At 39.2% G+C, this 25,965-nt stretch carries 28 protein-coding genes; 24 read left to right on the top strand and 4 right to left on the bottom strand.

Translation table 11 applies throughout. The features are described from left to right. The first annotated feature begins 2 nt into the window (after positions 1 to 2). Genes minC through rimP form a run of 8 tightly spaced genes read left to right on the top strand, consistent with a single transcriptional unit; the run spans position 3 to position 6,764 of the window. A complete protein-coding gene (gene minC / locus DV63_RS16835; RefSeq protein ID WP_000921084.1) occupies positions 3 to 590 on the top strand; it encodes a septum site-determining protein MinC in 588 nt (195 codons plus the stop codon). Then, positions 587 to 1,474, top strand: a complete 888-nt coding sequence (gene lpxC / locus DV63_RS16830) for a UDP-3-O-acyl-N-acetylglucosamine deacetylase (RefSeq protein WP_000815235.1) — start codon at positions 587 to 589, stop codon at positions 1,472 to 1,474. The genes minC and lpxC overlap by 4 nt, the downstream gene beginning before the upstream one ends. Positions 1,475 to 1,496: 22 nt before the next feature. Beyond that, the gene (locus DV63_RS16825; protein ID WP_031202953.1) at positions 1,497 to 1,970 is read left to right on the top strand and encodes a hypothetical protein; all 474 of its coding nucleotides are present in this window, start codon (positions 1,497 to 1,499) and stop codon (positions 1,968 to 1,970) included. Between the two features lie 51 nt (positions 1,971 to 2,021). Beyond that, positions 2,022 to 2,903, top strand: a complete 882-nt coding sequence (gene thrB / locus DV63_RS16820; protein WP_000261715.1) for a homoserine kinase — start codon at positions 2,022 to 2,024, stop codon at positions 2,901 to 2,903. Then, positions 2,890 to 3,144 carry a DUF448 domain-containing protein gene (locus DV63_RS16815; protein WP_001232500.1) on the top strand — a complete coding sequence of 85 codons (255 nt, stop codon included), beginning with the start codon at positions 2,890 to 2,892 and terminating at the stop codon, positions 3,142 to 3,144. The genes thrB and DV63_RS16815 overlap by 14 nt, the downstream gene beginning before the upstream one ends. After that, positions 3,141 to 5,996 carry a translation initiation factor IF-2 gene (gene infB / locus DV63_RS16810; RefSeq protein WP_000016290.1) on the top strand — a complete coding sequence of 952 codons (2,856 nt, stop codon included), beginning with the start codon at positions 3,141 to 3,143 and terminating at the stop codon, positions 5,994 to 5,996. Before DV63_RS16815 ends, infB begins: the two co-directional genes overlap by 4 nt. Then, a complete protein-coding gene (gene rbfA, locus DV63_RS16805) occupies positions 5,996 to 6,331 on the top strand; it encodes a 30S ribosome-binding factor RbfA (RefSeq protein WP_000991176.1) in 336 nt (111 codons plus the stop codon). The genes infB and rbfA overlap by 1 nt, the downstream gene beginning before the upstream one ends. Next, positions 6,324 to 6,764: a ribosome maturation factor RimP gene (gene rimP / locus DV63_RS16800; RefSeq protein ID WP_000166638.1), complete on the top strand. Its 441-nt coding sequence runs from the start codon at positions 6,324 to 6,326 to the stop codon at positions 6,762 to 6,764. The genes rbfA and rimP overlap by 8 nt, the downstream gene beginning before the upstream one ends. A gap of 109 nt (positions 6,765 to 6,873) precedes the next feature. Here the strand turns inward: rimP and acs are convergent, their stop codons facing one another. Further along, on the bottom strand, positions 6,874 to 8,862 hold the full coding sequence (acs, locus tag DV63_RS16795; protein ID WP_001175393.1) for an acetate--CoA ligase: 1,989 nt from the start codon (positions 8,860 to 8,862) through the stop codon (positions 6,874 to 6,876). 200 nt (positions 8,863 to 9,062) lie between these two features. Between acs and DV63_RS16790 the strand changes: the two genes are divergently transcribed. The 3 genes from DV63_RS16790 to DV63_RS18615 all read left to right on the top strand — a co-directional run bounded on the left by DV63_RS16790 (position 9,063) and on the right by DV63_RS18615 (position 11,491). After that, entirely contained in the window at positions 9,063 to 10,175 is a 1,113-nt protein-coding gene (locus tag DV63_RS16790; RefSeq protein ID WP_000908649.1) for a metallophosphoesterase, read from the top strand. Positions 10,176 to 10,534: 359 nt separating this feature from the next. Then, on the top strand, positions 10,535 to 11,206 hold the full coding sequence (gene hsrA, locus DV63_RS16785; protein ID WP_001264978.1) for a response regulator-like transcription factor HsrA: 672 nt from the start codon (positions 10,535 to 10,537) through the stop codon (positions 11,204 to 11,206). A 159-nt stretch (positions 11,207 to 11,365) separates the two neighbouring features. Then, complete coding sequence (locus DV63_RS18615; RefSeq protein WP_017179842.1) at positions 11,366 to 11,491, top strand: hypothetical protein; 126 nt, start codon at positions 11,366 to 11,368, stop codon at positions 11,489 to 11,491. 418 nt (positions 11,492 to 11,909) lie between these two features. Here DV63_RS18615 and DV63_RS16780 read toward each other — a convergent pair whose 3' ends face one another. Together DV63_RS16780 and flhA are read right to left on the bottom strand one after the other, a co-directional pair. After that, the gene (locus DV63_RS16780; RefSeq protein ID WP_017179841.1) at positions 11,910 to 12,953 is read right to left on the bottom strand and encodes a 3',5'-cyclic-nucleotide phosphodiesterase; all 1,044 of its coding nucleotides are present in this window, start codon (positions 12,951 to 12,953) and stop codon (positions 11,910 to 11,912) included. A 30-nt stretch (positions 12,954 to 12,983) separates the two neighbouring features. Then, positions 12,984 to 15,185: a flagellar biosynthesis protein FlhA gene (gene flhA / locus DV63_RS16775; protein ID WP_001262864.1), complete on the bottom strand. Its 2,202-nt coding sequence runs from the start codon at positions 15,183 to 15,185 to the stop codon at positions 12,984 to 12,986. A 138-nt stretch (positions 15,186 to 15,323) separates the two neighbouring features. Between flhA and rpsO the strand changes: the two genes are divergently transcribed. The 13 genes from rpsO to DV63_RS16710 all read left to right on the top strand — a co-directional run bounded on the left by rpsO (position 15,324) and on the right by DV63_RS16710 (position 25,432). Further along, on the top strand, positions 15,324 to 15,596 hold the full coding sequence (gene rpsO, locus DV63_RS16770) for a 30S ribosomal protein S15 (RefSeq protein WP_001207115.1): 273 nt from the start codon (positions 15,324 to 15,326) through the stop codon (positions 15,594 to 15,596). Between the two features lie 30 nt (positions 15,597 to 15,626). After that, a complete protein-coding gene (locus DV63_RS16765) occupies positions 15,627 to 16,916 on the top strand; it encodes an O-antigen ligase family protein (protein WP_000910822.1) in 1,290 nt (429 codons plus the stop codon). Between the two features lie 128 nt (positions 16,917 to 17,044). Beyond that, on the top strand, positions 17,045 to 17,548 hold the full coding sequence (gene aroQ, locus DV63_RS16760) for a type II 3-dehydroquinate dehydratase (protein ID WP_000699289.1): 504 nt from the start codon (positions 17,045 to 17,047) through the stop codon (positions 17,546 to 17,548). A 13-nt stretch (positions 17,549 to 17,561) separates the two neighbouring features. Further along, positions 17,562 to 18,635, top strand: coding sequence for an aminopeptidase (locus DV63_RS16755; RefSeq protein WP_000015629.1), 1,074 nt, complete (start codon positions 17,562 to 17,564; stop codon positions 18,633 to 18,635). Next, positions 18,635 to 19,123, top strand: a complete 489-nt coding sequence (gene folK, locus DV63_RS16750; RefSeq protein WP_031202948.1) for a 2-amino-4-hydroxy-6-hydroxymethyldihydropteridine diphosphokinase — start codon at positions 18,635 to 18,637, stop codon at positions 19,121 to 19,123. The genes DV63_RS16755 and folK overlap by 1 nt, the downstream gene beginning before the upstream one ends. Then, positions 19,120 to 20,496, top strand: a complete 1,377-nt coding sequence (gene flhF / locus DV63_RS16745; RefSeq protein ID WP_017179840.1) for a flagellar biosynthesis GTPase FlhF — start codon at positions 19,120 to 19,122, stop codon at positions 20,494 to 20,496. Before folK ends, flhF begins: the two co-directional genes overlap by 4 nt. Continuing rightward, positions 20,493 to 21,377 (top strand): flagellum site-determining protein YlxH, encoded by an 885-nt coding sequence (ylxH, locus tag DV63_RS16740; RefSeq protein ID WP_001064466.1) that lies wholly within the window; start codon positions 20,493 to 20,495, stop codon positions 21,375 to 21,377. The genes flhF and ylxH overlap by 4 nt, the downstream gene beginning before the upstream one ends. Positions 21,378 to 21,381: 4 nt before the next feature. Continuing rightward, complete coding sequence (locus tag DV63_RS16735) at positions 21,382 to 21,696, top strand: hypothetical protein (RefSeq protein WP_000868000.1); 315 nt, start codon at positions 21,382 to 21,384, stop codon at positions 21,694 to 21,696. Beyond that, positions 21,674 to 22,441 (top strand): RNA polymerase sigma factor FliA, encoded by a 768-nt coding sequence (locus tag DV63_RS16730; protein ID WP_000602387.1) that lies wholly within the window; start codon positions 21,674 to 21,676, stop codon positions 22,439 to 22,441. Before DV63_RS16735 ends, DV63_RS16730 begins: the two co-directional genes overlap by 23 nt. Then, the gene (gene fliM, locus DV63_RS16725; RefSeq protein WP_000763583.1) at positions 22,434 to 23,498 is read left to right on the top strand and encodes a flagellar motor switch protein FliM; all 1,065 of its coding nucleotides are present in this window, start codon (positions 22,434 to 22,436) and stop codon (positions 23,496 to 23,498) included. The genes DV63_RS16730 and fliM overlap by 8 nt, the downstream gene beginning before the upstream one ends. 3 nt (positions 23,499 to 23,501) lie before the next feature. Then, positions 23,502 to 24,374, top strand: a complete 873-nt coding sequence (fliY, locus tag DV63_RS16720; protein WP_001150705.1) for a flagellar motor switch protein FliY — start codon at positions 23,502 to 23,504, stop codon at positions 24,372 to 24,374. Positions 24,375 to 24,401: 27 nt separating this feature from the next. After that, entirely contained in the window at positions 24,402 to 24,938 is a 537-nt protein-coding gene (locus DV63_RS16715; RefSeq protein ID WP_000964012.1) for a NanQ anomerase/TabA/YiaL family protein, read from the top strand. Then, the gene (locus tag DV63_RS16710) at positions 24,935 to 25,432 is read left to right on the top strand and encodes a DUF2147 domain-containing protein (RefSeq protein WP_000780275.1); all 498 of its coding nucleotides are present in this window, start codon (positions 24,935 to 24,937) and stop codon (positions 25,430 to 25,432) included. The genes DV63_RS16715 and DV63_RS16710 overlap by 4 nt, the downstream gene beginning before the upstream one ends. A 19-nt stretch (positions 25,433 to 25,451) precedes the next feature. Here the strand turns inward: DV63_RS16710 and fur are convergent, their stop codons facing one another. Continuing rightward, a complete protein-coding gene (gene fur, locus DV63_RS16705; protein WP_000824996.1) occupies positions 25,452 to 25,904 on the bottom strand; it encodes a ferric iron uptake transcriptional regulator in 453 nt (150 codons plus the stop codon). Positions 25,905 to 25,965 lie beyond the last annotated feature (61 nt).

Raw genomic sequence — 25,965 nt, 5'->3', positions numbered from 1 at the left:
TCATGTTAAAAACGAATCAAAAAAATGTGCATGCGTTTGAAATTGAAAAGCAAGAGCCTGAAGCAGTCATGGAATTTTTAGAAAAAAACCATGCCCTTTTGCAGTATTTTCTCATTATATTTAAATACGATATTGAACCAGAAGTCAAAGCCATTTTGCGCAAACACCAGCTTTTGTTTTTAGAAACGAATCGCACTTTAAACGGGCGTCATATCAAAACCATGTCTTTAAAAGAAGAAACCGATCATGCAAAACCAAATCATTCTAAAACAGAACCTAAAACAACGATTTATGAGCGTCATATTAGGAGTGGGGAAGAGATTTATAGCGCTAATCACCTTATTTTTTTGGGCAATATCCACAATGGAGCCAAGATTATTTCAGAAGGCTGTGTGTCGGTTTATGGGGTTTGCGAAGGGGCGATTGTGTGCTTTGGAGAGCGTTTGATTTTGAAAGAAGTCAAGAGTGCTCAAATCGTTTTCCAAAATAAAATTTTATCTCTAAAAGAGGTTGAACGGCTTTTGGTAAATAAAAATATTAAAATAATCACTAAAAATGACGATATACTAGACATAAAGGAAGTATTATGAAACAAACAACCATTAACCACTCTGTGGAATTAGTAGGGATAGGCTTGCACAAGGGCGTTCCTGTGAAGCTTGTTTTAGAGCCTTTAGGAGAAAATCAAGGCATTGTTTTTTACCGCTCTGATTTGGGCGTGAAGCTCCCCTTAAAACCTGAAAACATCGTGGATACCAAAATGGCAACCGTGTTGGGTAAGGATAACGCTAGAATTTCTACGATTGAGCATTTGCTTTCAGCTATCCATGCGTATGGTATTGACAATCTTAAGATCTCTGTGGATAACGAAGAAATCCCTATCATGGACGGGAGTGCTTTGACTTACTGCATGCTTTTAGATGAAGCAGGGATTAAAGAACTAGATGCTCCTAAAAAGGTGATGGAAATCAAGCAAGCTATTGAGGTTAGAGAGGGTGATAAATTCGTTAAAATTGAGCCAGGCAGCCAACTTTCTTTGAATTTCACGATTGATTTTAACCATCCGGTTATCGCTAAGCAAGCCCATCATTTCGTCTTTAGTAAAACCGCTTACAAAGAGCAAGTCGCTAAAGCTCGCACTTTTGGGTTTTTGCAAGAAGTGAATTACTTGCGATCCATTGGTTTGGCGAAAGGGGGGAGTTTGAATAATTGTATCGTGCTAGATGAAAACAGCATTTTGAATAAAGAGGGTTTGAGATGCGAAAAGGAATTCGTGTGCCATAAGATTTTAGACGCTATGGGGGATCTAATGGTTTTAGGCATGCCTGTGATGGGCAAATACACTTCTTTTTCAGGGAGTCATAAGCTCAATTCCATGTTGGTTAAAGCCATTTTAGCGGACGCTAAAAATTACGGAGTTTTGATCGCTACAGATCCGGCTAAGGAATTTGCGTTGCAAAAGGCTTTCGCTTAATCCTAAAATTAGGGTTTATTTTTTGGAATTGGATTTAGTGCTTATTTCTTTAGGCGAGGGGGTTTTGCTTGGGGTGTATCAAAACAATTTTTTTTGTGCTTCTTACACTTCCAAATTAAAAACAAGCGAAGCTTTAGTGGAAGTTTTTTCGCAATTATTTGAAGATTTTAAAAACCCTGCTTTACCGGCGATTAAGGGGGTTTATTACGCTAAGGGGCCAGGGAGTTTCACTAGCTTAAAACTCACGCATGTTTTCTTACACACTTTGGCTTTAATCCATGACTTTGAACTCTATTCCACCACAGGCTTTGATTTTAACGACAACACGCCCATTTTAGCGTATGCCAATAAATACTTTGTTTCAAAAGAAACGGGAAGCTTGAGCGATTTTAAAGATTTGAAAATCGCGCCAAAAGATTTCATGCTGCCCCCCTTTTTAGAGAAAGACAAATTCACCCAATTGAACACGCCGTTTTACATTTTGCCTCCTATTTAGTGTATAATGCTAACTTTAAATGAAAGGGTATCAAAAATAGGGGTTTAAAATTTGGTAGTGAGTGTTCCTGCAACAAGTGCGAATTTAGGCCCTGGTTTTGATTGCTTGGGTTTGAGTTTGAATTTACGCAATCGTTTTTTTATTGAGCCTAGCAGTTTTCATGCGGTGAAATTGGTTGGGGAGGGTGAAGGGATTCCTAAGTTTTTAACCAACAATATTTTCACTAAAGTGTTTTATGAGATTTTAAAAAAGCATGGGAATGACGGCTCATTTAAATTTTTATTGCATAATAAAGTCCCTATTACAAGGGGCATGGGGTCTAGCTCGGCGATGATTGTGGGGGCGGTCGCTTCAGCGTTTGCGTTTTTAGGGTTTGCTTTTGATAGAGAAAACATTGTCAATACCGCTTTAATTTATGAAAACCATCCGGATAATATCACCCCGGCAGTGTTTGGGGGGTATAATGCAGCGTTTGTGGAAAAAAAGAAAGTGATAAGTTTAAAAACCAAAATCCCTTCTTTTTTAAAAGCAGTGATGGTGATCCCTAATAGGGTCATTTCCACCAAGCAATCGCGCCATCTCTTGCCCAAGCGTTACAGCGTGCAAGAAAGCGTGTTCAACCTTTCGCATGCGAGTTTGATGACGATGGCGATTGTGCAGGGGAAATGGGATTTATTGCGTTGTTGCTCTAAAGACAGGATGCATCAATATAAGCGCATGCAAACTTATCCCGTGTTGTTTGCGATCCAAAAGCTCGCTTTAGAAAATAACGCCTTAATGAGCACGCTTTCAGGGAGCGGTTCGTCGTTTTTTAACATGTGTTATGAAGAGGACGCTCCTAAATTAAAGCAGGTTTTGAGCAAGAAATTCCCTAAATTTAGGGTAGCGGTTTTAGATTTTGATAATGATGGAGTCCTTATTGAGAAAGACTGAAATTAAAATCCGCATGTGTGTGGCGTGCAGAATGCGCCAACCTCAAAAGGATTTGTTGCGTTTGAAAAGCTTTGAAAATCAAATCATGGAATTTGATGGCAAAGGTCGTAGTTTTTATGTGTGTGAAAATTGTTTGAAAAATGGAGAAAAAAAGTTGTTGAAAGCGGTTTCAAAAGTAAAGAATGCCCCAAAAGATACCAAAAATATCATTACTTGGATTAAGGAGAGAAGCATAGCATGAGTGGTATGGTTGATTTAAAAGAATTTTTAGCCGAGCTTGGTAAGACCCAAAAAGAGCTTAAAAATGTGATCGAGCGAGCCAAAGACATTGGTTTAGAGCTTAAGACAAATTCTAAAATGACCCCAGAGCAAGCAGGCAAGCTATACAAATACATTGTGGATGGTATTAAAGAACAAATACGAGCCAATCAACCCACTAAAAATCCTGAACAAGACAATAAAGATGATTTGAATATGGCTACAACGCCCAAACCCCTTAACAAAAAGGTTTCCAAAACGCCTAAAAAAGAAGAAACAAAAAGCCAGCCAAAGCCCAAAAAAACTAAAGAAAAGAAAAAAGAAGCTCCTGCACCCATTGCCAAAAAAAAAGGAGGGATAGAGATTGTCAATACTTTTGAAGACCAAACGCCCCCTCAAACGCCCCCTATAGAAAACACCCCTAAAGTGGTTAGCCACTCTCAAATAGAAAAAGCCAAGCAAAAGCTCCAAGAAATCCAAAAAAGCCGAGAAGCCCTAAACAAGCTCACCCAAAGCAACACTAACAACGCTAACAGTGCCAATAACGCCAATAATGCTAAAAAAGAAATCAGCGAAGTTAAAAAACAAGAGCAAGAGATCAAACGCCATGAAAACATTAAAAGACGCACCGGTTTTAGGGTGATTAAACGCAACGATGAAGTAGAAAATGAAACTGAAAACAGCGTAACAGAAAGCAAAAAACCCACTCAAAGCGCAGCGGCTATTTTTGAAGACATTAAAAAAGAATGGCAAGAAAAAGACAAGCAAGAGGCTAAAAAAGCCAAAAAACCAAGTAAGCCCAAACCCACCCCTACAGCCAAAAACAACAAATCCCATAAAATTGATTTCAGCGATGCGAGGGATTTTAAGGGCAATGATATTTATGATGATGAAACCGATGAAATCTTATTGTTTGATTTGCATGAACAAGATAATCTCAATAAGGAAGAAGAAGAAAAAGAAACCCGCCAAAATATCAACGACAGGGTGCGCGTCCAAAGGAAAAACCCTTGGATGAATGAAAGCGGAATCAAACGACAATCTAAGAAAAAACGCGCATTCCGTAACGATAACAGCCAAAAAGTGATCCAAAGCGCGATTGCCATTCCTGAAGAAGTGTGCGTCTATGAATTCGCGCAAAAAGCGAATTTGAATCTGGCTGATGTGATTAAAACCCTCTTTAATTTAGGGCTTATGGTAACTAAAAACGACTTTTTGGATAAGGATAGCATAGAAATTTTAGCCGAAGAGTTCCATTTAGAAATTTCTGTTCAAAACACTTTAGAAGAATTTGAAGTAGAAGAAGTGCTAGAGGGGGTGAAAAAAGAACGCCCGCCTGTGGTTACCATCATGGGGCATGTTGATCATGGTAAAACTTCACTATTGGATAAAATCCGTGATAAAAGAGTCGCTCACACGGAAGCTGGGGGGATCACTCAGCACATTGGCGCTTACATGGTAGAAAAGAATGACAAGTGGGTGTCTTTCATTGACACCCCAGGGCATGAAGCCTTTAGCCAGATGCGTAATCGTGGGGCTCAAGTTACAGATATTGCAGTGATTGTGATAGCGGCTGATGATGGGGTGAAGCAACAGACTATTGAAGCTTTAGAGCATGCAAAGGCCGCTAATGTGCCTGTGATTTTTGCGATGAATAAAATGGATAAGCCTAATGTGAATCCGGACAAGCTCAAAGCCGAATGCGCTGAGCTTGGCTATAACCCTGTGGATTGGGGCGGAGAGCATGAGTTTATCCCTGTTTCGGCTAAAACGGGCGATGGCATTGACAATTTATTAGAAACCATTCTTATCCAAGCGGATATTATGGAATTAAAAGCCATAGAAGAGGGTAGCGCTAGAGCGGTTGTTTTAGAAGGAAGCGTGGAAAAAGGGCGTGGGGCAGTAGCCACTGTGATTGTCCAAAGCGGGACTTTGAGCGTGGGGGATAGTTTTTTTGCCGAAACGGCGTTTGGTAAAGTAAGAACGATGACTGATGATCAAGGCAAGAGCATTCAAAGTTTAAAACCCTCTATGGTGGCTCTCATCACGGGCTTAAGCGAAGTGCCGCCTGCAGGATCTGTTTTAATAGGGGTAGAAAACGATTCCATCGCGCGCTTGCAAGCTCAAAAGAGGGCGACTTATTTACGCCAAAAAGCGTTGAGTAAAAGCACTAAAGTGTCTTTTGATGAGCTTTCAGAAATGGTCGCTAATAAGGAATTAAAAAACATTCCTGTAGTCATTAAAGCGGATACGCAAGGAAGCTTAGAAGCCATTAAAAACAGCTTGTTAGAGCTTAATAACGAAGAGGTGGCGATTCAAGTGATCCACTCAGGGGTGGGGGGTATTACTGAGAATGATTTGAGCCTGGTTTCTAGCAGTGAGCATGCGGTGATTTTGGGCTTTAATGTCCGCCCCACCGGTAATGTGAAAAATAAGGCTAAAGAATACAATGTGAGCATTAAAACTTACACGGTGATTTATGCCTTGATTGAAGAAATGCGATCGCTGTTATTAGGCTTGATGAGTCCTATCATTGAAGAAGAGCATACCGGGCAAGCGGAAGTGAGAGAAACCTTTAATATCCCTAAAGTTGGCACGATAGCCGGGTGTGTGGTGAGCGATGGGGTGATCGCTCGTGGCATTAAGGCGCGTTTGATTAGGGATGGCGTGGTGGTTCATACCGGCGAAATCCTTTCTTTAAAACGCTTTAAAGATGATGTGAAAGAAGTTTCTAAGGGCTATGAGTGCGGGATCATGCTAGACAATTATAACGAGATTAAAGTGGGCGATGTGTTTGAAACTTATAAAGAAATCCATAAAAAAAGAACCCTCTAATGAACGCTCATAAAGAACGCTTAGAATCCAATCTTTTAGAATTACTACAAGAGGCTTTAGCGAGCTTGAACGACAGCGAGTTGAATTCTTTAAGCGTTACTAAAGTGGAATGCTCTAAAGGGAAGCACCACGCTTTTGTGTTTGTGCTTTCACAAGATCATAAAATCCTTTCTAAATTGAAAAAAGCTGAGGGTTTGATCAGGCAGTTTGTTTTGCAGGCGAGCGGGTGGTTTAAATGCCCAAAACTCAGTTTTGTTTCAGACAATAGCTTAGAAAAGCAGCTCCGCCTAGACGCCATATTTAATGAAATCGCTAAAGGGAAAGATAATGACTAAAAGAATAGAAGAGAAAATAGAGGGCGTGATTGAAAGTTTGGGTTATTTGCTTTATGATGTGAGTTTGATTAAAGAAAATGAGCAGCATATCTTAAGGGTGAGCCTTAAAAACCCTAATGGAGCGGTTAGTTTGGACATTTGCCAACAAGTGAGCGAGATCATTTCGCCCTTATTAGATGTGTGCGATTTTATTCAAGACGCTTATATTTTGGAAGTGAGTTCCATGGGGTTAGAAAGAACGCTTAAAACCCCCAAACACTTCAAACTTTCTTTAGGCGAAAAAGTGGAAGTCAAACTCATAAATAAAGAAAGCTTTCAAGCCGTCCTTAAAGACGCTAACGATTTGAGCGCGGATTTTGAATTAGAGAATCATGTTATCAAAAGCGTGGAGTATAAAGATTTAAAGAAAGTTAAAACGCTTTTTGAGTGGTGAAATAAAGCGAAGCGGTAGGCGTTCTTACGCTTTATGAGAAATTACCGCTTGATTGAAATTGGACTCTCATTAATTTGGCTAAAAAACGCCAAAAAGCATTTTTTAGATTTCACTCTTCCATTTGAACGATACTCATTATTTCTTTGACCACATTCACATCTTCTAGCGTGCTTAAATCTTGAGTGATGGGCTCTTTTTTGGCGATAGATTTCAAAAGCCTTCTCATGATTTTCCCGCTCCTGGTTTTAGGCAAACCTGGCACATACATGACATTGTCTAATTTAGCGATCTTTCCAATCTCAATGGATAAGATATGATTCATTTCTTTTAGCAATTCTAAACTCTCGCCAAGATTGCATTTAGCCCCATCGCACAGCACCACAAACGCAAACAAGCCCTCTCCTTTAATCGTATCAGGGATACCCACTACCGCGCATTCAACCACCATTTCATGTTTAGAAATAGCACTCTCCACTTCAGCCGTGCCGATCCTATGCCCACTCACATTCACAATATCATCTGTGCGCCCAATAATAGTGATGTATCCGTTTTCATCCACGATAGCACCATCTCCAGAGAGGTAGACATATTCCCCATTCAACTTGATCTGAGAAAAATAGCTATCAATGTATCGTTTTTCATCGCCCCAAATGTTTCTTATCATAGAAGGCCATGGCTTAGTGATGCATAAAAACCCTTGTTCTCCGGGCTTTGTTTTGGTGCCGTCTTCGTTTAAAACTTCTGCATGGATGCCAGGCAAAGGTAAAGTCGCGCAACTAGTCCTTATAGGCGTAGCTCCTGGTAAAGGGCTGATGATATGCCCGCCTGTTTCTGTCTGCCACCAAGTATCCACGATACTGCATTTTGAATTGCCGATTTTTTCATAAAACCATTTCCATGCCGTAGGGTTAATGGGCTCTCCCACCGTTCCTAAAACCTTGAGTGAGTCTAAATTATACTTTAAGGGTTCGTTTTCGCCTTTAGCATGCAGCATTCTTATAGCGGTGGGGGAAGTGTAGAATTTATCCACGCGGTATTCTTCTATCATCCTCCACCATCTCCCATAATCCGGATAAGACATCGTGCCTTCTAGTATCAAAGTCGTCGCCCCACAAGCTAAAGGCCCATAAACTACATAAGTGTGCCCTGTAATCCAGCCAATATCAGCGGTGCACCAAAAATTATCGTTATCTCTAATATCAAAAACCCACTCCATCGTCATTTGTGCCCACAGCAAATACCCTGCACTGCTGTGTTGAACGCCTTTAGGTTTCCCGGTTGATCCGCTTGTATAGAGCAAGAATAAAGGATCTTCAGAGTCCATCATTTCAGGTTCGCATTTATCGGATTGGTAATTGACCATTTCATTATAGACAAAATCGCGCCCTCTCACATAGTCAATCTCTTTGGCGTTTCGTATCACAATGAGCGCTTTTTCCACACTAGGGCAGGCGTTATTTTCTAGAGCCTTGTCAAGGGCTGGCTTAAGCATATAGGGTTTGCCTTTCCTAAAAGTCCCATCTGCTGTGATAACTAATTTGGCTTGAGTGTCGTTGATCCTATCTCTCAAGGCTTCAGGGCTAAACCCAGCAAAAACGATACTATGGATCGCTCCAATCCTAGCGCATGCGAGCATCATATAAACGCTTTCTACAATCATAGGCATATAGATAATGACTCTATCGCCTTTTTTGACATTGAATTCGTTTTTTAAAAGGTTGGCTGTTTTATTGACTTCAGAGTGGAGTTTTCTGTAGGTGATGACATTATAATCCCCCATTTCCCCTTCAAAAATGATCGCCACTTTATTCTTTTTGTCTTTTAAATGCCTGTCTATGCAATTGTAAGAAACATTGATTTTGCCGTTTTCAAACCATTTGAAAAAAGGGGCGTTATCGCTGTTTAAAACCTTATCAAAGGGCTTAAACCATGTGAGTTTTTGCGTGGCTAACTCGCCCCAAAAATGTTCATAATCTTCATTGGCTTCATGCACTAAATCTTTATATTCACACATGTTTTTAATCCTGGCTTGCTTGGCAAACGCTTTGTTAGGGTTAAAGACTTTTTTAGCGAACTCTAAATCATCGTCTAATTGCATTGCATCTCCTTTCTATGGCTTTAAGCGCATTTTTTATTATTGTATCCAAACTCACACTCTTTTAAGGGGAGGGATACTTTTCTCTTTCTGTGGGGATTGAGACTGATAAAAAAGGAAACAATAGTAAGATGAAACCTAAAGGGTGCATTAGCGTTAACATGCTAATATAGCTAGAACATTATGACTACAAAAAGGGTGGTATGCTGATCTCCATAGCGTTTTTATTGGTTTTGTGTCTTTTGAATTATAGTTCTTTTAGGATGTTGAAATCGTTTTTAACCTTAAAGAAATTCTCTCAATACGCTTATTTAGGGTTTTTTATCCTTTTGAGTGCGGGTGAGGCGGCTTTTGCTTTTTATAGAAATATTATGCCTAGCCATTTGTTTGTTTTGACTTCAGCGTGTTCGTTTGTGTCTTTTATTGCGTTTATTTTTTCTTTAAGTTTTTACGGGTTTTCCTACTCCATAGAAAAAATAGATTTTTTGCATTCAAGGCGTAAAAGTTTAAAAAACTTTTTAAAATTAGGGTTTTATCTGGCGCTATTAGGGTATTTTTGGCGCGGGTTTTATGAAGGGTTGGCCCGCCCTAAAATTAAAGAAACCCCTATTTATTTGGATAAGCTGGATAAAGAATTAAAGATTATTTTACTCACAGACATGCATGTGGGGAGTTTGTTGCAAAAAGATTTTGTTGATTACATTGTAGAAGAAGTCAATCAAAAAGAAGTGGATATGGTGCTGATTGGGGGGGATTTAGTGGATGAAAACATTGAAAAAGTCAAATCTTTTTTACTGCCCTTAAACAACCTTAAAAGCACGCATGGCACTTTTTATGTGCCAGGAAATCATGAGTATTATCATGGCATAGAGCCGATTTTATCGTTTCTTGACACGCTTAATTTAACGATTTTAGGGAATGAGTGCGTGCGTTTAGGAGAGATCAATTTGTGCGGCGTGTATGATTATTTCGCAAGGAATCGTCAAAATTTTGCCCCTGATATTGACAAAGCTTTAAAAAAGCGCAATGAGAGTCAGCCCACAATCCTTTTAGCCCACCAGCCCAAACAAATCAGAAGTCTCAAAGAAAGCCACTCTGTAGATTTAGTGCTTTCAGGGCATACCCATGCAGGGCAAATCTTTCCTTTTAGCCTTTTAGTCAAGTTAGCGCAAACCTATTTACATGGTTTATACAAGCACAGCGACACCACCCAAATTTATGTGAGCAGTGGGGCAGGGTATTGGGGTGTTCCCTTAAGGTTTTTAGCCCCTAGCGAGATCGCATACCTTAGGCTTTTACCTAAAAATCAAGCTTAGTCAAACAAAATCTTAAAATCTTAATCGTAATCAAGCGGTTAAAAATTAAGGACTAAACAAGGAGTTGAAAAACAACCGCCAAGACAAAGGGAAAGGAGGGGGAGGTGACCCTTCAATCTTAGCGATGCCAACCAAACCATAAGGAATGGTTGGATTTGTAATTATACAATAAAATGGTGGTTTTTAGCAAATGATTTTAAAAATTATCCATAAAAAACGCTCAAAGGCATTTTTTACAACCAATCATCAAGGGCTTGATTTTGATCAAGCGATAACTTTTATTAATATTTTCTTAAACTAATTTAAAATTATGATATAATCAGTGTCTGAATTACTCTTAAATGCAGGAGTCATACACCATGCGCGTTCTACTGATTGAAAAAAATTCTGTTTTGGGTGGAGAAATTGAAAAGGGCTTAAATGTTAAAGGTTTTATGGCTGATGTAACAGAGAGTTTGGAGGATGGGGAATATCTTATGGATATTAGGAATTATGACTTGGTTATGGTTAGCGATAAAAATGCTTTAAGTTTTGTTTCTAGAATCAAGGAAAAGCATTCTTCTATCGTTGTTTTAGTTTCTTCTGATAACCCTACAAGCGAGGAAGAAGTCCATGCGTTTGAACAAGGCGCAGACGATTACATCGCTAAACCTTATCGCAGCATTAAGGCTTTAGTCGCAAGGATTGAGGCTCGTTTGAGGTTTTGGGGCTCTAATGTGATTGAAATTGGGGATTTGACCATTAGCCCTGATGAAGAAAAGATTATTTACAAGGGGCGTGAAGTTGAGATTAAGGGGAAGCCTTTTGAAGTGCTTACCCATCTTGCCAGGCATAGGGATCAAATCGTCTCCAAAGAACAGCTTTTAGACGCTATTTGGGAAGAGCCTGAAATGGTTACCCCTAATGTCATTGAAGTGGCTATCAATCAAATCCGCCAAAAAATGGATAAACCCTTGGGGATTTCCACGGTTGAAACCGTGAGGCGCAGAGGCTATCGTTTTTGCTACCCAAAACCGGCGTGTGAAGAATAAATTCTTTTTGCTAAAAACAGATTAAAATGAGGGTGTGGAGCGGGTAAAATCAAGTATTTTAATAGCCATAATAGTAGAGACACTCATATCATGTTGGTGTTTAGCTAGTTGGTGTTAGCTGGGGGGCATAATCATTTTATCTGCGATTAGTAGGGTATTTTGGTTAAACTCTTATCGGCTAAAAATAATAATGTTTCTTTGTTGGAATTAGAAAGCTATAAAACAAGGTCGCTCGCTAATGATAAGGCGGTATTGTTAGATTTTGTCTTGCAAGGGTTGGCGTAGTTAAACAAATCCCCCATAGGGAGTTGTGTTGCTTATGGGTGGCTATGGTGGGAGATGCGGTTTTAACCTTTAAGAAATTTCTAACACAAAAGGATCTTATATAGTAGCAAAATTAGACTAACTTGTCAAGTCCTAACACAAAAATGCAAACTTGGCTCTGTCAAATATTGACTATAAAACTTAAAAAATGCTAAAAGCATTCTTTACAATCAAATGATTAAAAGAGCTTAATCAAGCGATAATTTTTTAAGCGGTCTTTTGGGGGTTAGGGGGTTTGTAGGGAGAGAAGTTATTTTAAAATATCTCTTATCCCCTTAAAAAATTTGCCATAAAACGACAGAATGAAAATTTTTAAACCTTCCAAAAAGAGTTTTTAAACTCCTTTTAGTTTTTGTTAGCTTTTTCTAAACAGCTTAGTTTAAGCGTTATTAAAGATTTCTTCAATTTGTTCTTTAATATCCCTATAATTAAAGCTCTCCCTAAAGCCATCAATCTTGCCTCCGCTCGCATTCCTATGCCCGCCCCCATTAAAACACATTTGACTGAGTTCGCACACATCGCAATTCCCATTCGCTCTCAAGCTCACATTCCCTTTAGCGTTCACATCCATATAAAAATCAAAATCTGGATTTTGCGTTAAAAAAAGGTTAGCCAACACGCTAATACCCCCCATAGAATAACTTAAAAACCCTTTTTTATCCTGGTAATAAACGCTGCAATCATGCTTTTTTAAAGAGAGCAAATGCGTTTGCGCGTTTGAAGAGATATTGTCCATCGTTTCTGTATCAGGGTCGCCCCCCAGAGCGATTTTTTTAAGTTTGAACAAATCATTATCATAGGCTACAGGGGCATTTTCTAAAAACAAATAGTTTTTAACCTCTTCTAAAAGCCTTAATTTATAATCGCGGTTTTCATCATCAAACATGAAACGATTCAATTCAGAGCTTTGGTTAATCATGCGCATACACACCTTGCCTAATTCAAAGCCATAACCTTGCGTGTCCCAAATATCCACAGAATTGACCATTTCCACTAAAGGCTCTAGCCATGTTGTGTTTTTTGGCTCTAAAATAGCGTAATGCTTTTTCAAAAACTCATACACGATTTTAGTCGCGCAACGATTCGTGTCTAAAAAATACCAATGGAAGCTCTCAGCCACTTCCTTACCGCTGATATGGTGATCTAAAAGCTGGATTTGAATGTTTTTATTTTGCAAGCGGTGTTCTTGGATTTTATCCTGCAAATACTGCGCTTCGTTTAAATTCAAATTCAAATCGCTAATCAAAATAAGGGATTCACTCTCCTTAGATTGAGCGATCGCATTTAGAATCTCATAAATTCTCGCTGAGACTTCACGCCCGTAATTAGCGTTATAGCATTGGATATTTTTAAAAAATTGTTTTGAAACAAGCTGGCATGCATAGCCGTCTAAATCAATGTGTGAAAGGTGGTAAACTCGCATCATTCTCCTTTTTTATCAATTATTTATCCATTAAAAGTTAATATGGATCGTGCCTAAGGCTTCAAAATTAGAGTTAGGATCTAATTCAGCATGGCTTAGCACGATTACATCAATCCTGGCCTGCTCCATTTGATTAGAAAGGGCTTTTCTTAAATTAGGCTCTACGATCAAAATCACCGGAGCGATCCCTTTTTGCAAGACTTTCATGGCCTCTTCAGAGACCACTTCAATGAGTTTTTGCAATTCGCCCACATTGAGCAGTAGGCTCTTAGAAGAGCCATTTTCTCGCAATTTATTAAGCAAAAATTGTTCGCTATCGGTAGAAAAGGTTAAAAATTTCAAGCGCCCGTCTTCAGATTTAAAAGCGTTAGTGATCACCCTAGAAAGCCTCGCTCTCACTTGTTCGGTTAAGATATTCACATCGTTTTGAACCAATGGGGCAATATCGGTAATCGTTTCTAAAATAGTGAGCATGTCTTTAATGGGGATTTTTTCATGCAACAAGGCTTGCAAGACTGATCGGATCGCACCGGTGGGGATTTTTTTACTCTCTTCTACAATCGTAGGATAGTCTTTAGCCAAGCGCTCTAAAAGGGATTTCACTTCATCTTTAGTGATGAAATCTTCAGCGTATTTTTTCACTAATTCGCTGGTGTGCGTGGCAATAACGGTACTTGGATCAATAATGGTATAGCCTTGAATGATGGCTTCTTCTTTATTTTTAGTTTCAATCCATAAAGCGTCCATTCCAAAAGCCGGCTCTTTAGTAGGAATGCCTTCAATTTCTTTATTCACAAAACCGGTATTCATGGCTAAAAACTTATCTGGCATCACCATGCCTTCACCAATCACAATGCCTTTAAGCTTGATTTCATAATGCGTTGGGGGGAGCTGCAAATTATCCCTGATCCGGATTTGAGGCATCAAAAAACCATAATCGCTCGCTATCTTTTTTCTAATACCCCTAATCCTTTCTAACAAATCGCCCCCTTGTTTCATGTCTGCAAGACTGATGAGCTGATAGCCTAAAGCCAATTCTAAAAATTCAATTTTTAACACTTCATCAATCGCTTGTTCTTCTTCTCTTTTAAGTTCTTCTTGGGTTTTAGCCCTTGTGGTTGGGGTGTGGGGTTTGATTTTGGAGCTGTGGGGTTTTTCGCTCAAATCCAAGCCGAATTTTTGACTCAAATAATTTTCTAATTTAGTGAGCAACCCGTCTTTTCCCTCCCTACTAATCAGCCATGCGATGAATAAAAAGAGAGACCCTACAAACGCTAAAGAAAAGGTAGGGAGTCCAGGAATGGTTGCAAAAAGCAATAAAATCGCTCCCACAATCACTAAAGTTTTGCTTTTATTGGTGAGCTGTGTGATGAGTTTAGAAGCAAAGTCCTCTTCTTCGTTTTGCGTGGTGCGAGTGGCGACAATACCGGTCGCTGTTGCAATGATTAAGGCAGGGATTTGCCCTACAAGCCCATCGCCAATGGTTAGGATAGTGAAAGTGCTAGCGCTAAAGCTCAAGCTCATATCCCTTTGAAACACGCCCACTAAAAACCCTCCAATGATATTGATAAGCGTGATGATGATAGAAGCGATCGCATCGCCTTTGACAAATTTAGACGCACCATCCATCGCGCCATAAAAATCCGCTTCTTGGCTTAGAGCGGCGCGGCGTTTTTTAGCTTCCTTATCGTCAATAAGCCCTGAATTTAAATCCGCATCAATCGCCATTTGCTTTCCTGGCATAGCGTCTAGAGCGAATCGCGCCCTAACTTCAGTAACCCTAGTAGAGCCATTAGTAACCACTAATAGATTCACTAACACTAAAATACTAAAGATAATAGCCCCAATCACATAATTCCCGCTCACGCTAAATTCCCCAAACGCCGTGATAATATCGCTCACTGCGCTAGGCCCTTTATAGCCCTGCGTTAAAATCATTCTGGTCGTGGCGACATTTAAGGCCAAGCGGTACAAGGTTACAATGAGCAATAAAGTGGGGAAAGCGCTAAAATCAGTAGGCTTGTCAATATAAAGCCCGATTAAAATAATCAACACCGATAGCGCGATAGAAATCGTGAGTAAAAAATCCAACACAAAAGGCGGTAACGGCACGATAATGATCGCTAAAATAGCTATCACAAAGACCACAAGGGCTAAGTCTTTGGATTGCAAGAAGCGTTTAAAAACAGGGAAAGTCTTTTTAAAAGCTAATTTGGAGCGTTCGTTTGCCATAATCTAAAATCAATGCCTTAAGGTAGGTGGTTTGTCTTTTTGGGCTTATTATAATATAAAGTTTAAGAGTATGACACAAAAAAGCTCATTTTACGCTATAATGATCGTTTTTAATTTATTACCAATTAGGAGGTCGTTATGGCTTTGAATCTGGAGAAAAAACAAGAAATCATTAAGGCGTTTGCCACTAAGGAAAACGATACGGGTTCTTGTGAGGTGCAAGTGGCGTTGTTGAATGAAAGGATCAAGCTTTTAACCGAGCATTTAAAGGCTAACCCCAAAGATCATTCCAGTCGTTTAGGGCTTTTAAAATTAGTCGCTCAAAGGCGCAACTTGTTGAAATACATCAAACGCACCGCTCATGCGCGTTATGTGGTTTTGATTGAAAAGTTAGGCATTAAAGACAGATAACTTTTATCGGTTTTAGGGTGTGGCGAGTTTGTGTTGAAAGAGCGTTTGAAAGCCTTTTTTAGTGCGGACTCTGTTTTCACTTTAATTTTTGCCCTTTTCTTTCTCACTTCGTTTAAAAAGCCTTTAACTCAAGTTCTGTTGATTGTTTTAATGGTTTTTTTGTTTTTTAGGTGTTATTTCCAAGCGTCTTTGAAAGAGACCTTTAGAGTTAATCATCTAAAAACCATGCCTTTCAAATGGCTTACTCTGGCTTTTTTGGGCGTGTTTTTAAGCATCTTCCCTAACATGTTTAACATGTATGATAGCCAAACTTTCCGCTACAATTTATTCGCTCTAAACATGTCCTTAACTTATGCTTGCGGGGCGTTATGCTTGCTTTTTGCCAGTTGTTTAAGAATTAAATTGAATCAAAAAATCCTTTTTTACAGCATGGCAGTTGCAAATTTCATCAACGGCTTGCTCTCATTGGCGCAAAAAATTTATTTTAACATGCCCAGAGCGCAAGGGTTTAGCACGGTTAAGGAGTATGTGGTTTTAGTGAGCGTTTCCATTTTAGGCTGTTATATTTATGCGCTTTATTCGCAAAATCAAAAAGAGAAACTTTTTTTCACCCTTTCTGTTTTTGTGGGGTTTTTAGTCGTTATTTTAAGCGCTACAAGGAGCGCGACAATCGCCTTTGTAGCTACTTTTTTAATCCTTTCTTGCTTTATTTTATACGCCAAAAAATCCCTCAAACCATTGGGTTATATGGTGGTTGTGAGTCTTATTTTGAGCGCTTTGTATATGGGGAGTAACGCTTTAGAAAAAAAGGGGGCAATAGAGCAATCTAGGGTTCAAAACCAAACCTTTGAAGAAGATTTGAAACGCTACGCTAAAAAGGACGCTGATAGCAGTATCGGGTGGCGTTTGGAGCGCTGGAAAGAAGCCCTAACGGTTTTGCGTTTAAGACCCTTTTTTGGTATGGCCGCTAGCGAAAAATGCCAGAGGTTAGAAGAGATCTTATCCTTATCAAAGTCTTATAGGGCAAAAGACTTGATTCTTTGTTATGAAAGATACGACAATCAAATCATTCATGTTCTAGCCACTAGGGGGATTATAGGCTTTTTAATCTGGCTCTTTTTTTTATTAGTCATTGTAAAGATTTTTTGGAGCGGGATAAAGCAAAACTCTTTAATCTCGCTCTTTATATTAACGACTCTCACTTTTTACCTTGTTTTTGGTATTGGGTTTGACCCCTTTGATTTCTTCATTACGGGAAGTTTTTTTGTAGGAATGGTCATGATGGCTGTTTTTTTAAAAAAGGATAAAAGCGTTTTTTAGTATCAAGGGGTTTAATGTTAGTCAAGCGGTAGTTTCTTGTGATTCGTTCTTAGGGGGATTTAAGGGGTAAGATAAAAACTTATGCTATAATGCGGTTTCATTCCATATTAAACAAGGAGAAATAAATAATGAAAATTTTAGTGATTCAAGGGCCTAATTTAAACATGTTAGGACACAGAGACCCAAGACTTTATGGCATGGTAACCTTAGACCAAATCCATGAAATCATGCAAACTTTCGTGAAACAAGGCAATTTAGATGTGGAATTAGAGTTTTTTCAAACCAATTTTGAGGGCGAAATCATTGACAAGATCCAAGAGAGCGTGGGCAGCGATTATGAAGGGATTATCATTAACCCTGGAGCGTTTTCGCACACCTCTATTGCGATTGCGGATGCGATCATGTTAGCGGGCAAACCCGTTATTGAAGTGCATCTCACTAACATTCAAGCCAGAGAAGAATTCAGGAAAAATTCTTACACCGGAGCGGCTTGTGGAGGCGTGATCATGGGATTTGGCCCGCTTGGTTACAACATGGCTTTAATGGCGATGGTCAATATTTTAGCCGAAATGAAAGCGTTCCAAGAAGCCCAACAAAACAACCCTAATAACCCCATTAACAATCAAAAATAAAAGGGGGTTATTGATGAGTGGATTAGAGAGAGAATCGCATTTCACGCTTGATGAAAACGCGATGTTTTTTGAGTGCGCTTATAGTTGCGATAACGCTTTATTTTTGCAATTAGACGATCGCTCGTTTTTTATCACTGATTCTCGCTACACTCAAGAAGCTAGAGAAGGCATTCAGCCTAAAAATGGCGTTTTAGCGGAAGTGGTAGAATCTAGCGATTTAGCGCGAAGCGCGATTGATTTGATCGCAAAAAGTTCGGTTAAAAAACTCTTTTTTGACCCCAATCAAGTGAATTTACAAACCTACAAGCGTTTAAATTCAGCGGTTGGGGATAAGGTTACTTTAGAGGGCGTGCCTAGTTACCACCGCAAAAAACGCATCATTAAAAACGATCATGAGATCCAACTTCTCAAAAAATCTCAAGCGCTGAATGTTGAAGCTTTTGAAAATTTTGCTGAGTATGTGAAAAAGGTTTTTGATGAAAAAGAGTCGTTGAGCGAGCGGTATTTGCAGCATAAGGTTAAGGACTTTTTGACTAAAGAGGGGGTTTATGATCTGAGTTTTGAGCCTATTTTAGCCTTGAATGCGAATGCGAGCAAGCCCCATGCTTTGCCTAGCGCGAAGGATTTTTTAAAAGCGGAGCACAGCATTCTTTTGGATATGGGGATCAAATACGAACGCTATTGCTCTGATAGGACTCGCACGGCTTTTTTTGACCCTAAAGATTTTGTCTTTAAAAGAGAGCAGAATTTCAAGGATAAAGAGCGTCAAAAGATTTATGACATTGTGAAAGAAGCGCAAGAAAAGGCTATTTCAGACATTAGAGCGGGCATGACCGGTAAAGAAGCGGACAGCTTGGCTAGGGGGGTGATTAGCGGTTATGGTTACGGGCAGTATTTCACTCACAGCACCGGGCATGGCATTGGCTTAGACATCCATGAGCTTCCTTATATTTCATCGCGCAGTGAAACCATTTTAGAAGAGGGCATGGTGTTTTCTGTAGAGCCTGGGATTTATATCCCTGGATTTTTTGGGGTGCGCATTGAGGATTTAGTGGTGATCAAAAATTCTAGGGCTGAGCTTTTGTGATGCGAGAGATCCTTACTAGCCGCTTTTTCCCCAGCCTTTTTAAAAAAAGGCTTGATTTTTCTAACAGGGTGGTTTTAGGGTTGGGATCTAATCTTAAAAATCCTTTAAAAATATTAAAAAATTGTTTTTTATATTTTAAAAATCATAGTAAAATCGGGAAAATTTTTTCTTCGCCTATTTATATCAATCCACCTTTTGGTTACACTAACCAACCTAACTTTTATAACGCTACGATTATCCTTAAAACATCTTTAAGTTTGTGCCATTTTTTCGCTCTGGCTTTTTATATAGAAAGGCGTTTTGGGCGCCAAAGGAAGCGCGATTTTAAAGACGCTCCAAGAACTTTAGATATTGATATTATCGCTTTCAACCAAGTCGTTTTAAGACAGAATGATTTGACTTTACCTCATCCTAAATGGAGTGAAAGGGATTCGGTGTTAGTGCCGTTGGCTTTGCAACAAATTCTTTTTAAAAAAGGGGAGTGGTGAAATTTTATACCTATAGTGGGGAGACGGCCGCTGAAGCTCTAAAGATCGCTCAAAGCCACCATGGGGTGGATACGCTGGTGTTTAAAACCCAAGAAATCCGTAAAAAAACGCTCACTTCTTCTGGGCTTTATGAAATCGTTGTGGCGGTTGAAGAAGAAAACGAAAACAAACCCCCTAAAGCCCCCCTTATTCCAGAAAGTTTGTATGATGAAGAAATGAATGAAGAAGATGTGGTCATGCAGCTTTCAAGCACTGTAGAAGAAATGCGCAAACTCGCCGGGGTTTCATCTAGTCAGCGCCATTATAGTTTTTCAAAAAATAAAACCCTTTCAGAAAAAGACGCTCCATTAGAAGATTCGCCTTTAGAGGCTAATAAGCAGGACGCTTTGTTGCAAGCTTTAAAAGATGAAGCCAACCATAAAAAAGAAAGAGAAAAAAGAGAAGTTAAACAAGAAGAAGAAATTAAAGACATCAATCTGCAATTAAGCAAAATCAGAGACAGCCTGAAACTCATCCAAAACATGTTTTGGGATGAGAAAAACCCTAATTCTGTTAATATCCCTCAAGAATTTGCCGAAATTTACAAATTGGCCAAACAAAGCGGGATGAAATCCAGCCATTTAGATGAAATCATGCAATTGAGCCTGGAATTGATGCCTTTACGCATGCGGGAAAATTCCGTAACGATTAAGCGTTATTTCAGGGAAGTGTTGCGCAAAATGATCTTGTGCCGCCCTGAAGATTTGAATTTAAGGCAAAAACGCATCTTAATGCTTGTAGGGCCAACAGGCGTGGGGAAAACGACGACTTTAGCCAAATTAGCCGCGCGCTATTCTAGGATGTTAGCTAAAAAATACAAGGTGGGCATTATCACTTTAGACAATTATCGCATTGGGGCTTTGGAGCAATTAAGCTGGTATGCTAATAAAATGAAAATGAGCATAGAAGCGGTGATTGACGCTAAAGATTTTGCTAAAGAAATTGAAGCGTTGGAATATTGCGATTTTATTTTAGTGGATACGACAGGGCATTCGCAATACGATAAAGAAAAAATTGCCGGTTTGAAAGAATTTATAGATGGGGGTTATAATATTGATGTGTCCTTAGTGCTTTCGGTTACCACTAAGTATGAAGACATGAAAGATATTTATGATTCTTTTGGGGTGTTAGGGATTGACACTTTAATCTTTACGAAATTAGATGAGAGTAGGGGGCTAGGGAATTTGTTTTCTTTAGTGCATGAAAGCCAAAAGCCTATCAGCTATCTTTCTGTTGGGCAAGAAGTGCCTATGGATTTGAAAGTGGCTACTAATGAATATTTAGTGGATTGCATGCTAGATGGCTTTAGTAACCCCAATAAGGAACAAGCATGAACAACCAAGCGAGCCGCTTAGATAATTTGATGAATATTAAAAACCCCAAAAGTTTTTTTGACAATAAAGGGAATACCAAATTCATCGCTATCACAAGCGGTAAGGGAGGCGTGGGGAAATCCAACATTAGCGCTAATTTAGCTTATTCTTTATACAAGAAAGGTTATAAGGTAGGGGTGTTTGATGCGGATATTGGTTTAGCGAATTTAGACGTTATTTTTGGGGTGAAAACCCATAAAAATATCTTGCATGCCTTAAAAGGTGAAGCCAAATTGCAAGAAATCATTTGCGAGATTGAACCCGGGCTTTGTCTCATTCCTGGGGATAGCGGCGAAGAAATTTTAAAATACATTAGCGGCGCGGAAGCTTTAGATCGATTCGTGGATGAAGAGGGGGTTTTAAGCTCTTTGGATTATATTGTGATTGATACAGGCGCTGGGATTGGAGCCACTACGCAAGCGTTTTTGAACGCGAGCGATTGCGTGGTGATTGTTACCACCCCCGATCCTTCAGCGATCACCGATGCGTATGCATGCATTAAAATCAACTCCAAAAATAAAGATGAATTGTTCCTTATTGCTAACATGGTAGCCCAACCTAAGGAGGGCAGGGCGACTTATGAAAGGCTGTTTAAAGTGGCTAAAAACAATATCGCTTCATTAGAATTGCATTACTTAGGAGCGATTGAAAACAGCTCCTTATTGAAACGCTATGTGAGAGAGCGCAAAATTCTGAGAAAAATAGCCCCTAATGATTTGTTTTCGCAATCCATTGATCAGATAGCGGGTCTTTTGGTTTCTAAATTAGAAACCGGCGCTTTGGAAATACCAAAAGAAGGTTTGAAAGGCTTTTTTAAAAGGTTTTTGAAGTATTTGGGGTAGGCTGATGAAAGTGCAAAATTTTATCCATTTTTCTGTTGTGGTAGGGTTTTTTTTAGGGTTAGTGTTTTCGGTGTTGAAATTCAATGAGCCAGAGAGCATTTTATTATGGACGGTGTTATCCACGCTTGGGGGATACTTGATTGCGTTGTTATTTGCGTCTATTTTTATCGCTTGCACGGATTTAGACATTTGTCTTTTTGACAAAAAAGGCACTGAAGAGAGCTTGCTTCGTTTCAACCATGAGTTTAAGAACAGAGAAAAAGAAGTGGCTAGTATTTTAGAATACATTAGAAGTTATGATTTTGATGATGGAAAATAGAATGCCCAAAGAAATTCAAAAAACTCAAACAAGCGAAACAAGTATAGAAAAGGTTTTGAACGCCTATGACAAGCAGCAACACCACCATCAAGACGCGCTCGCTATCCAGTATTTACCGGCCGTGCGCGCTATGGCGTTTCGTTTAAAAGAGCGTTTGCCAAGCTCTATTGATTTTAACGATCTGGTTTCCATTGGCACTGAAGAATTGATTAAATTAGCCAGGCGTTATGAGAGCGCGTTAAACGATTCTTTTTGGGGGTATGCTAAAACTCGTGTCAATGGGGCGATGTTAGATTATTTGCGCTCTTTAGATGTGGTTTCTCGCTCCAACAGAAAGCTGATTAAAAGCATTGATATTGAAATCACCAAACACCTTAATGAGCATGGGAAAGAGCCTAGCGATGCGTATTTAGCGCAAGCTTTAGGCGAAAATATTGAAAAAATTAAAGAAGCTAAAACGGCTTCAGATATTTATGCGTTAGTGCCCATAGATGAACAATTCAATGCGATTGAGCAAGATGAAATCACTAAAAAGATTGAAGCAGAAGAGTTGTTAGAGCATGTCCAAAAAGCGCTGAATCAAATGAGCGAAAGAGAGCAAATCCTTATCCAGCTTTATTACTTTGAAGAGTTGAATTTGAGCGAGATTAAAGAGATTTTAGGCATCACTGAATCGCGCATTTCTCAAATCATTAAAGAAGTGATTAAAAAGGTGCGCAAATCCTTAGGAGTGGATCATGGCTGATATTTTAAGCCAAGAAGAAATTGATGCGCTTTTAGAAGTCGTTGATGAGAATGTGGATATTCAAAATGTCCAAAAAAAAGACATTATCCCGCAGCGCAGCGTAACCCTTTATGATTTCAAACGCCCTAATCGTGTGAGTAAGGAGCAACTGCGCTCTTTTAGGAGCATCCATGACAAAATGGCTAGGAATCTTTCTAGCCAAGTTTCTTCTATCATGCGTTCTATTGTGGAGATTCAGCTCCATAGCGTGGATCAAATGACTTATGGCGAATTTTTGATGAGTTTGCCTAGCCCTACGAGTTTTAATGTCTTTTCCATGAAGCCTATGGGAGGAACAGGGGTTTTAGAAATCAATCCCAGCATCGCTTTCCCCATGATTGACAGACTATTAGGGGGTAAGGGGAGCGCGTATGATCAAAACAGGGAGTTTAGCGATATTGAATTGAATTTATTGGATACGATTTTACGCCAAGTGATGCAAATTTTAAAAGAAGTGTGGTCGCCCGTGGTGGAGATGTTTCCTACCATTGACGCTAAAGAATCCAGCGCGAATGTGGTCCAAATCGTCGCTCAAAATGAAATTTCTATCATGGTGGTTTTAGAGATTATTATCGGGCATAGTCGTGGGATGATGAATATTTGTTACCCAGTGATTTCCATTGAGAGCATTCTTTCTAAAATGGGGAGTAGGGATTTGATGCTTTCAGAAACGAATTCCAAAAAGAGCCGTAATAAGGAATTGCAAGCGTTATTGAGTGGGGTGAGCGTGGATATGATGGTGTTTTTGGGCGCGGTGGAATTGAGTTTGAAAGAAATGTTGGATTTAGATGTGGGGGATACTATCCGGTTAAATAAGATCGCTAATGATGAAGTGAGCGTGTATGTGTATAAAAAAAAGCGTTATTTAGCGAGCGTGGGGTTTCAAGGGTATAGGAAAACCATTCAAATTAAAGAAGTGGTCTATAGCGAAAAAGAACGCACTAAAGAAATTTTAGAAATGCTAGAAGAACAGCGCAGAGGCAAAGTGGGCGATATTATGAAAATAGAAGAAGAGTGAGAAATGCAAGATTTTATTAAAATTTTTATTCAAGAGGTTGTTTCTACTTTAGAAGGGTTAGTGGGTAAGGCTCCGAGCGTGGGATTAGAAAAAGAAGTTTCTAATAGTGAAGAATCTTGGGAGAGTTTGATCAGCGCGCCTTATGCAAGAGTTGTGATAAGTGCGATTGAAAAAGAAGAGAGCTCTATTGAATTACTGGCTCCGGTAGTTTTAGTTACCGCTTTAAGCGATTTGATGCTAGGAGGTGAGGGAGCGAGTAAGGAAGAAATGGATAATGACGATTTAGACGCTTTTAAAGAAATGGCTTCTAATATTTTTGGCGCGATCGCTACAAGCTTGAAGTCTCAAGAATTGCTCCCTAAACTCAATTTCACCACTATAAACGCTGAAATCGCTAAAGAGCTTCCTAAAAAAGAAGATTACGCTAAAGCGGTGGTGTTTTCTTTCAAAATGGAAGCGCTCAAAGAAAGCCAAATCATTTTATTGACTACGGCGGCTTTTGAACGCCAATTTGAAAAAACGCATAAAGAAGAAAAAGAAGAAACGATAAAGAGCGCTACTGAAGCTACTGAAGAGGTTAAAACCCATGACGCGTCTTTAGAAAACATAGAAATCCGCAATATCAGCATGCTTTTAGACGTGAAATTGAATGTTAAGGTGCGCATTGGGCAAAAAAAGATGATTTTAAAAGATGTGGTTTCTATGGATATAGGGAGCGTGGTAGAGCTTGATCAATTGGTGAATGACCCTTTGGAAATTCTTGTAGATGACAAGGTGATCGCTAAGGGCGAAGTGGTGATCGTGGATGGGAATTTTGGCATTCAGATCACGGATATTGGCACTAAAAAAGAACGATTAGAACAACTGAAAAATTAAACCATTAAAGTAAAGAAGGAAGGAATTATGGCTATTTTTGGGGAATTAAGCTCGCTTGGGCATTTGTTTAAAAAAACGCAAGCGTTAGAAATTTTGCATGAGTATTTAAAAGAGGTCATGCAAAAGGGTAGTGGAGCGAATCAAAGGGTTTTAAACCTCGCTACTAATACAGAATTTCAAGTGCCTTTAGGGCATGGCATGTTTAGCATAGAGCAGAGCTATTGTTTAGAGCATGCCAAAGAAAGCGAGAAAGGCTTTTTTGAAAGCCACAAAAAATACGTGGATTTCCAGCTGGTTGTCAAAGGCGTTGAGGGGGCTAAAGCGGTGGGTATCAATCAAGCTGTCATTAAAAACCCTTACGATGAAAAAAAAGACTTGATCGTTTATGAGCCGGCCGCTGAAGCTTCTTTTTTGCGTTTAAATGCGGGCATGCTGGCTATCTTTTTTGAAAACGATGCGCATGCGTTGAGATTCTATGAAGAGTCTTTTGAAAAATATAGGGCAGAGCCGATTTTTAAAGCGGTCGTTAAAGCGCCTAAAGGATTGATCAAATTAAAATTATGAAATTGGTGAGTCTTGTTATAGTTTTTTGTTGTTTTTTGGGGGCTGTGGAGTTGCCTGGAATTTATCAAACTCAAGAATTTTTATACATGAAAAGCTCTTTTGTGGAGTTTTTTGAGCATAACGGGAAGTTCTATGCCTATGGTATTTCTGATGCGGATGGTTCTAAAGCCAGAAAAGACAAGTTTAATCCTAACCCCAAACTAAGGAATCGCAGCGATAAAGGCGTGGTGTTTTTAAGCGATTTGATTAAGGTTGGAGAACGATCTTATAAAGGCGGTAAAGCGTATAATTTTTATGACGGCAAGACCTACTACGTGAGAGTCACTCAAAATTCAAACGGGGATTTAGAATTCACTTCAAGCTATGATAAATGGGGGTATGTGGGCAAGACTTTCACTTGGAAACGCTTGAGCGATGAAGAAATCAAAGATCTAAAACTCAAGCGTTTTGATTTGAATGAAGTCCTTAAAACCATTAAAGATAGCCCTATCTAAGCTTCTTCTTTAAAATCTTTTAACATTCACTCTCTTGGCATTCTTTACACCACACAAACATTTTCATGTCATGGCTAATCAGCTTGGCTTGATATTTTTTAACGACTTCATTCTGGCGGTTTTCAATTTCAGGGTCTGCAAATTCAATAATCTTACCGCAATGCAAACAAATGATGTGATCATGGTGTTCTTTAGCCGCAATTTCATAACGCCGACCGCTTTTTGAAGTCTCTAAAACACAGATAAAATTTTCTTTTTCTAAGAAGTTCAAAATGCGATAGACTGAAGAAATGCTGGTGTTTTTGTCCTTTTGACGGATAGAATGCGTGATTTCTTCAGGGCTTAGGTGTGTGCCGCTGCGGTACAAAACGCTCACCACTTCTTCTCTTTGTTTTGAATTTTTGAGTCCGTTTTTTTTGATAGACATTCTCAAGCGCTCTAAAATGGATTCTAAAGTTTCTAATCTTTTCATGCTGATATTTTCCTTATCCGTAAAATGATTTTTATAACTAGAATATTATTATACAATAATA

The sequence above is a fragment of the Helicobacter pylori FD535 genome, assembly GCF_000296015.2.
GTDB classification, from domain to species: Bacteria; Campylobacterota; Campylobacteria; order Campylobacterales; family Helicobacteraceae; genus Helicobacter; species Helicobacter pylori_CT.
This window is presented reverse-complemented; position numbering and strand designations above follow the sequence as displayed.

Coding starts and splice junctions, on each gene's coding strand:
- minC (WP_000921084.1), top strand. CDS start 3: ATGTTAAAAACGAATCAAAAAAATGTGCATGCGTTTGAAATTGAAAAG.
- lpxC (WP_000815235.1), top strand. CDS start 587: ATGAAACAAACAACCATTAACCACTCTGTGGAATTAGTAGGGATAGGC.
- infB (WP_000016290.1), top strand. CDS start 3,141: ATGAGTGGTATGGTTGATTTAAAAGAATTTTTAGCCGAGCTTGGTAAG.
- rbfA (WP_000991176.1), top strand. CDS start 5,996: ATGAACGCTCATAAAGAACGCTTAGAATCCAATCTTTTAGAATTACTA.
- rimP (WP_000166638.1), top strand. CDS start 6,324: ATGACTAAAAGAATAGAAGAGAAAATAGAGGGCGTGATTGAAAGTTTG.
- acs (WP_001175393.1), bottom strand. CDS start 8,862: ATGCAATTAGACGATGATTTAGAGTTCGCTAAAAAAGTCTTTAACCCT.
- DV63_RS16790 (WP_000908649.1), top strand. CDS start 9,063: ATGCTGATCTCCATAGCGTTTTTATTGGTTTTGTGTCTTTTGAATTAT.
- hsrA (WP_001264978.1), top strand. CDS start 10,535: ATGCGCGTTCTACTGATTGAAAAAAATTCTGTTTTGGGTGGAGAAATT.
- DV63_RS16780 (WP_017179841.1), bottom strand. CDS start 12,953: ATGCGAGTTTACCACCTTTCACACATTGATTTAGACGGCTATGCATGC.
- flhA (WP_001262864.1), bottom strand. CDS start 15,185: ATGGCAAACGAACGCTCCAAATTAGCTTTTAAAAAGACTTTCCCTGTT.
- rpsO (WP_001207115.1), top strand. CDS start 15,324: ATGGCTTTGAATCTGGAGAAAAAACAAGAAATCATTAAGGCGTTTGCC.
- aroQ (WP_000699289.1), top strand. CDS start 17,045: ATGAAAATTTTAGTGATTCAAGGGCCTAATTTAAACATGTTAGGACAC.
- DV63_RS16755 (WP_000015629.1), top strand. CDS start 17,562: ATGAGTGGATTAGAGAGAGAATCGCATTTCACGCTTGATGAAAACGCG.
- folK (WP_031202948.1), top strand. CDS start 18,635: ATGCGAGAGATCCTTACTAGCCGCTTTTTCCCCAGCCTTTTTAAAAAA.
- ylxH (WP_001064466.1), top strand. CDS start 20,493: ATGAACAACCAAGCGAGCCGCTTAGATAATTTGATGAATATTAAAAAC.
- DV63_RS16735 (WP_000868000.1), top strand. CDS start 21,382: ATGAAAGTGCAAAATTTTATCCATTTTTCTGTTGTGGTAGGGTTTTTT.
- DV63_RS16730 (WP_000602387.1), top strand. CDS start 21,674: ATGATTTTGATGATGGAAAATAGAATGCCCAAAGAAATTCAAAAAACT.
- fliM (WP_000763583.1), top strand. CDS start 22,434: ATGGCTGATATTTTAAGCCAAGAAGAAATTGATGCGCTTTTAGAAGTC.
- fliY (WP_001150705.1), top strand. CDS start 23,502: ATGCAAGATTTTATTAAAATTTTTATTCAAGAGGTTGTTTCTACTTTA.
- DV63_RS16715 (WP_000964012.1), top strand. CDS start 24,402: ATGGCTATTTTTGGGGAATTAAGCTCGCTTGGGCATTTGTTTAAAAAA.
- DV63_RS16710 (WP_000780275.1), top strand. CDS start 24,935: ATGAAATTGGTGAGTCTTGTTATAGTTTTTTGTTGTTTTTTGGGGGCT.
- fur (WP_000824996.1), bottom strand. CDS start 25,904: ATGAAAAGATTAGAAACTTTAGAATCCATTTTAGAGCGCTTGAGAATG.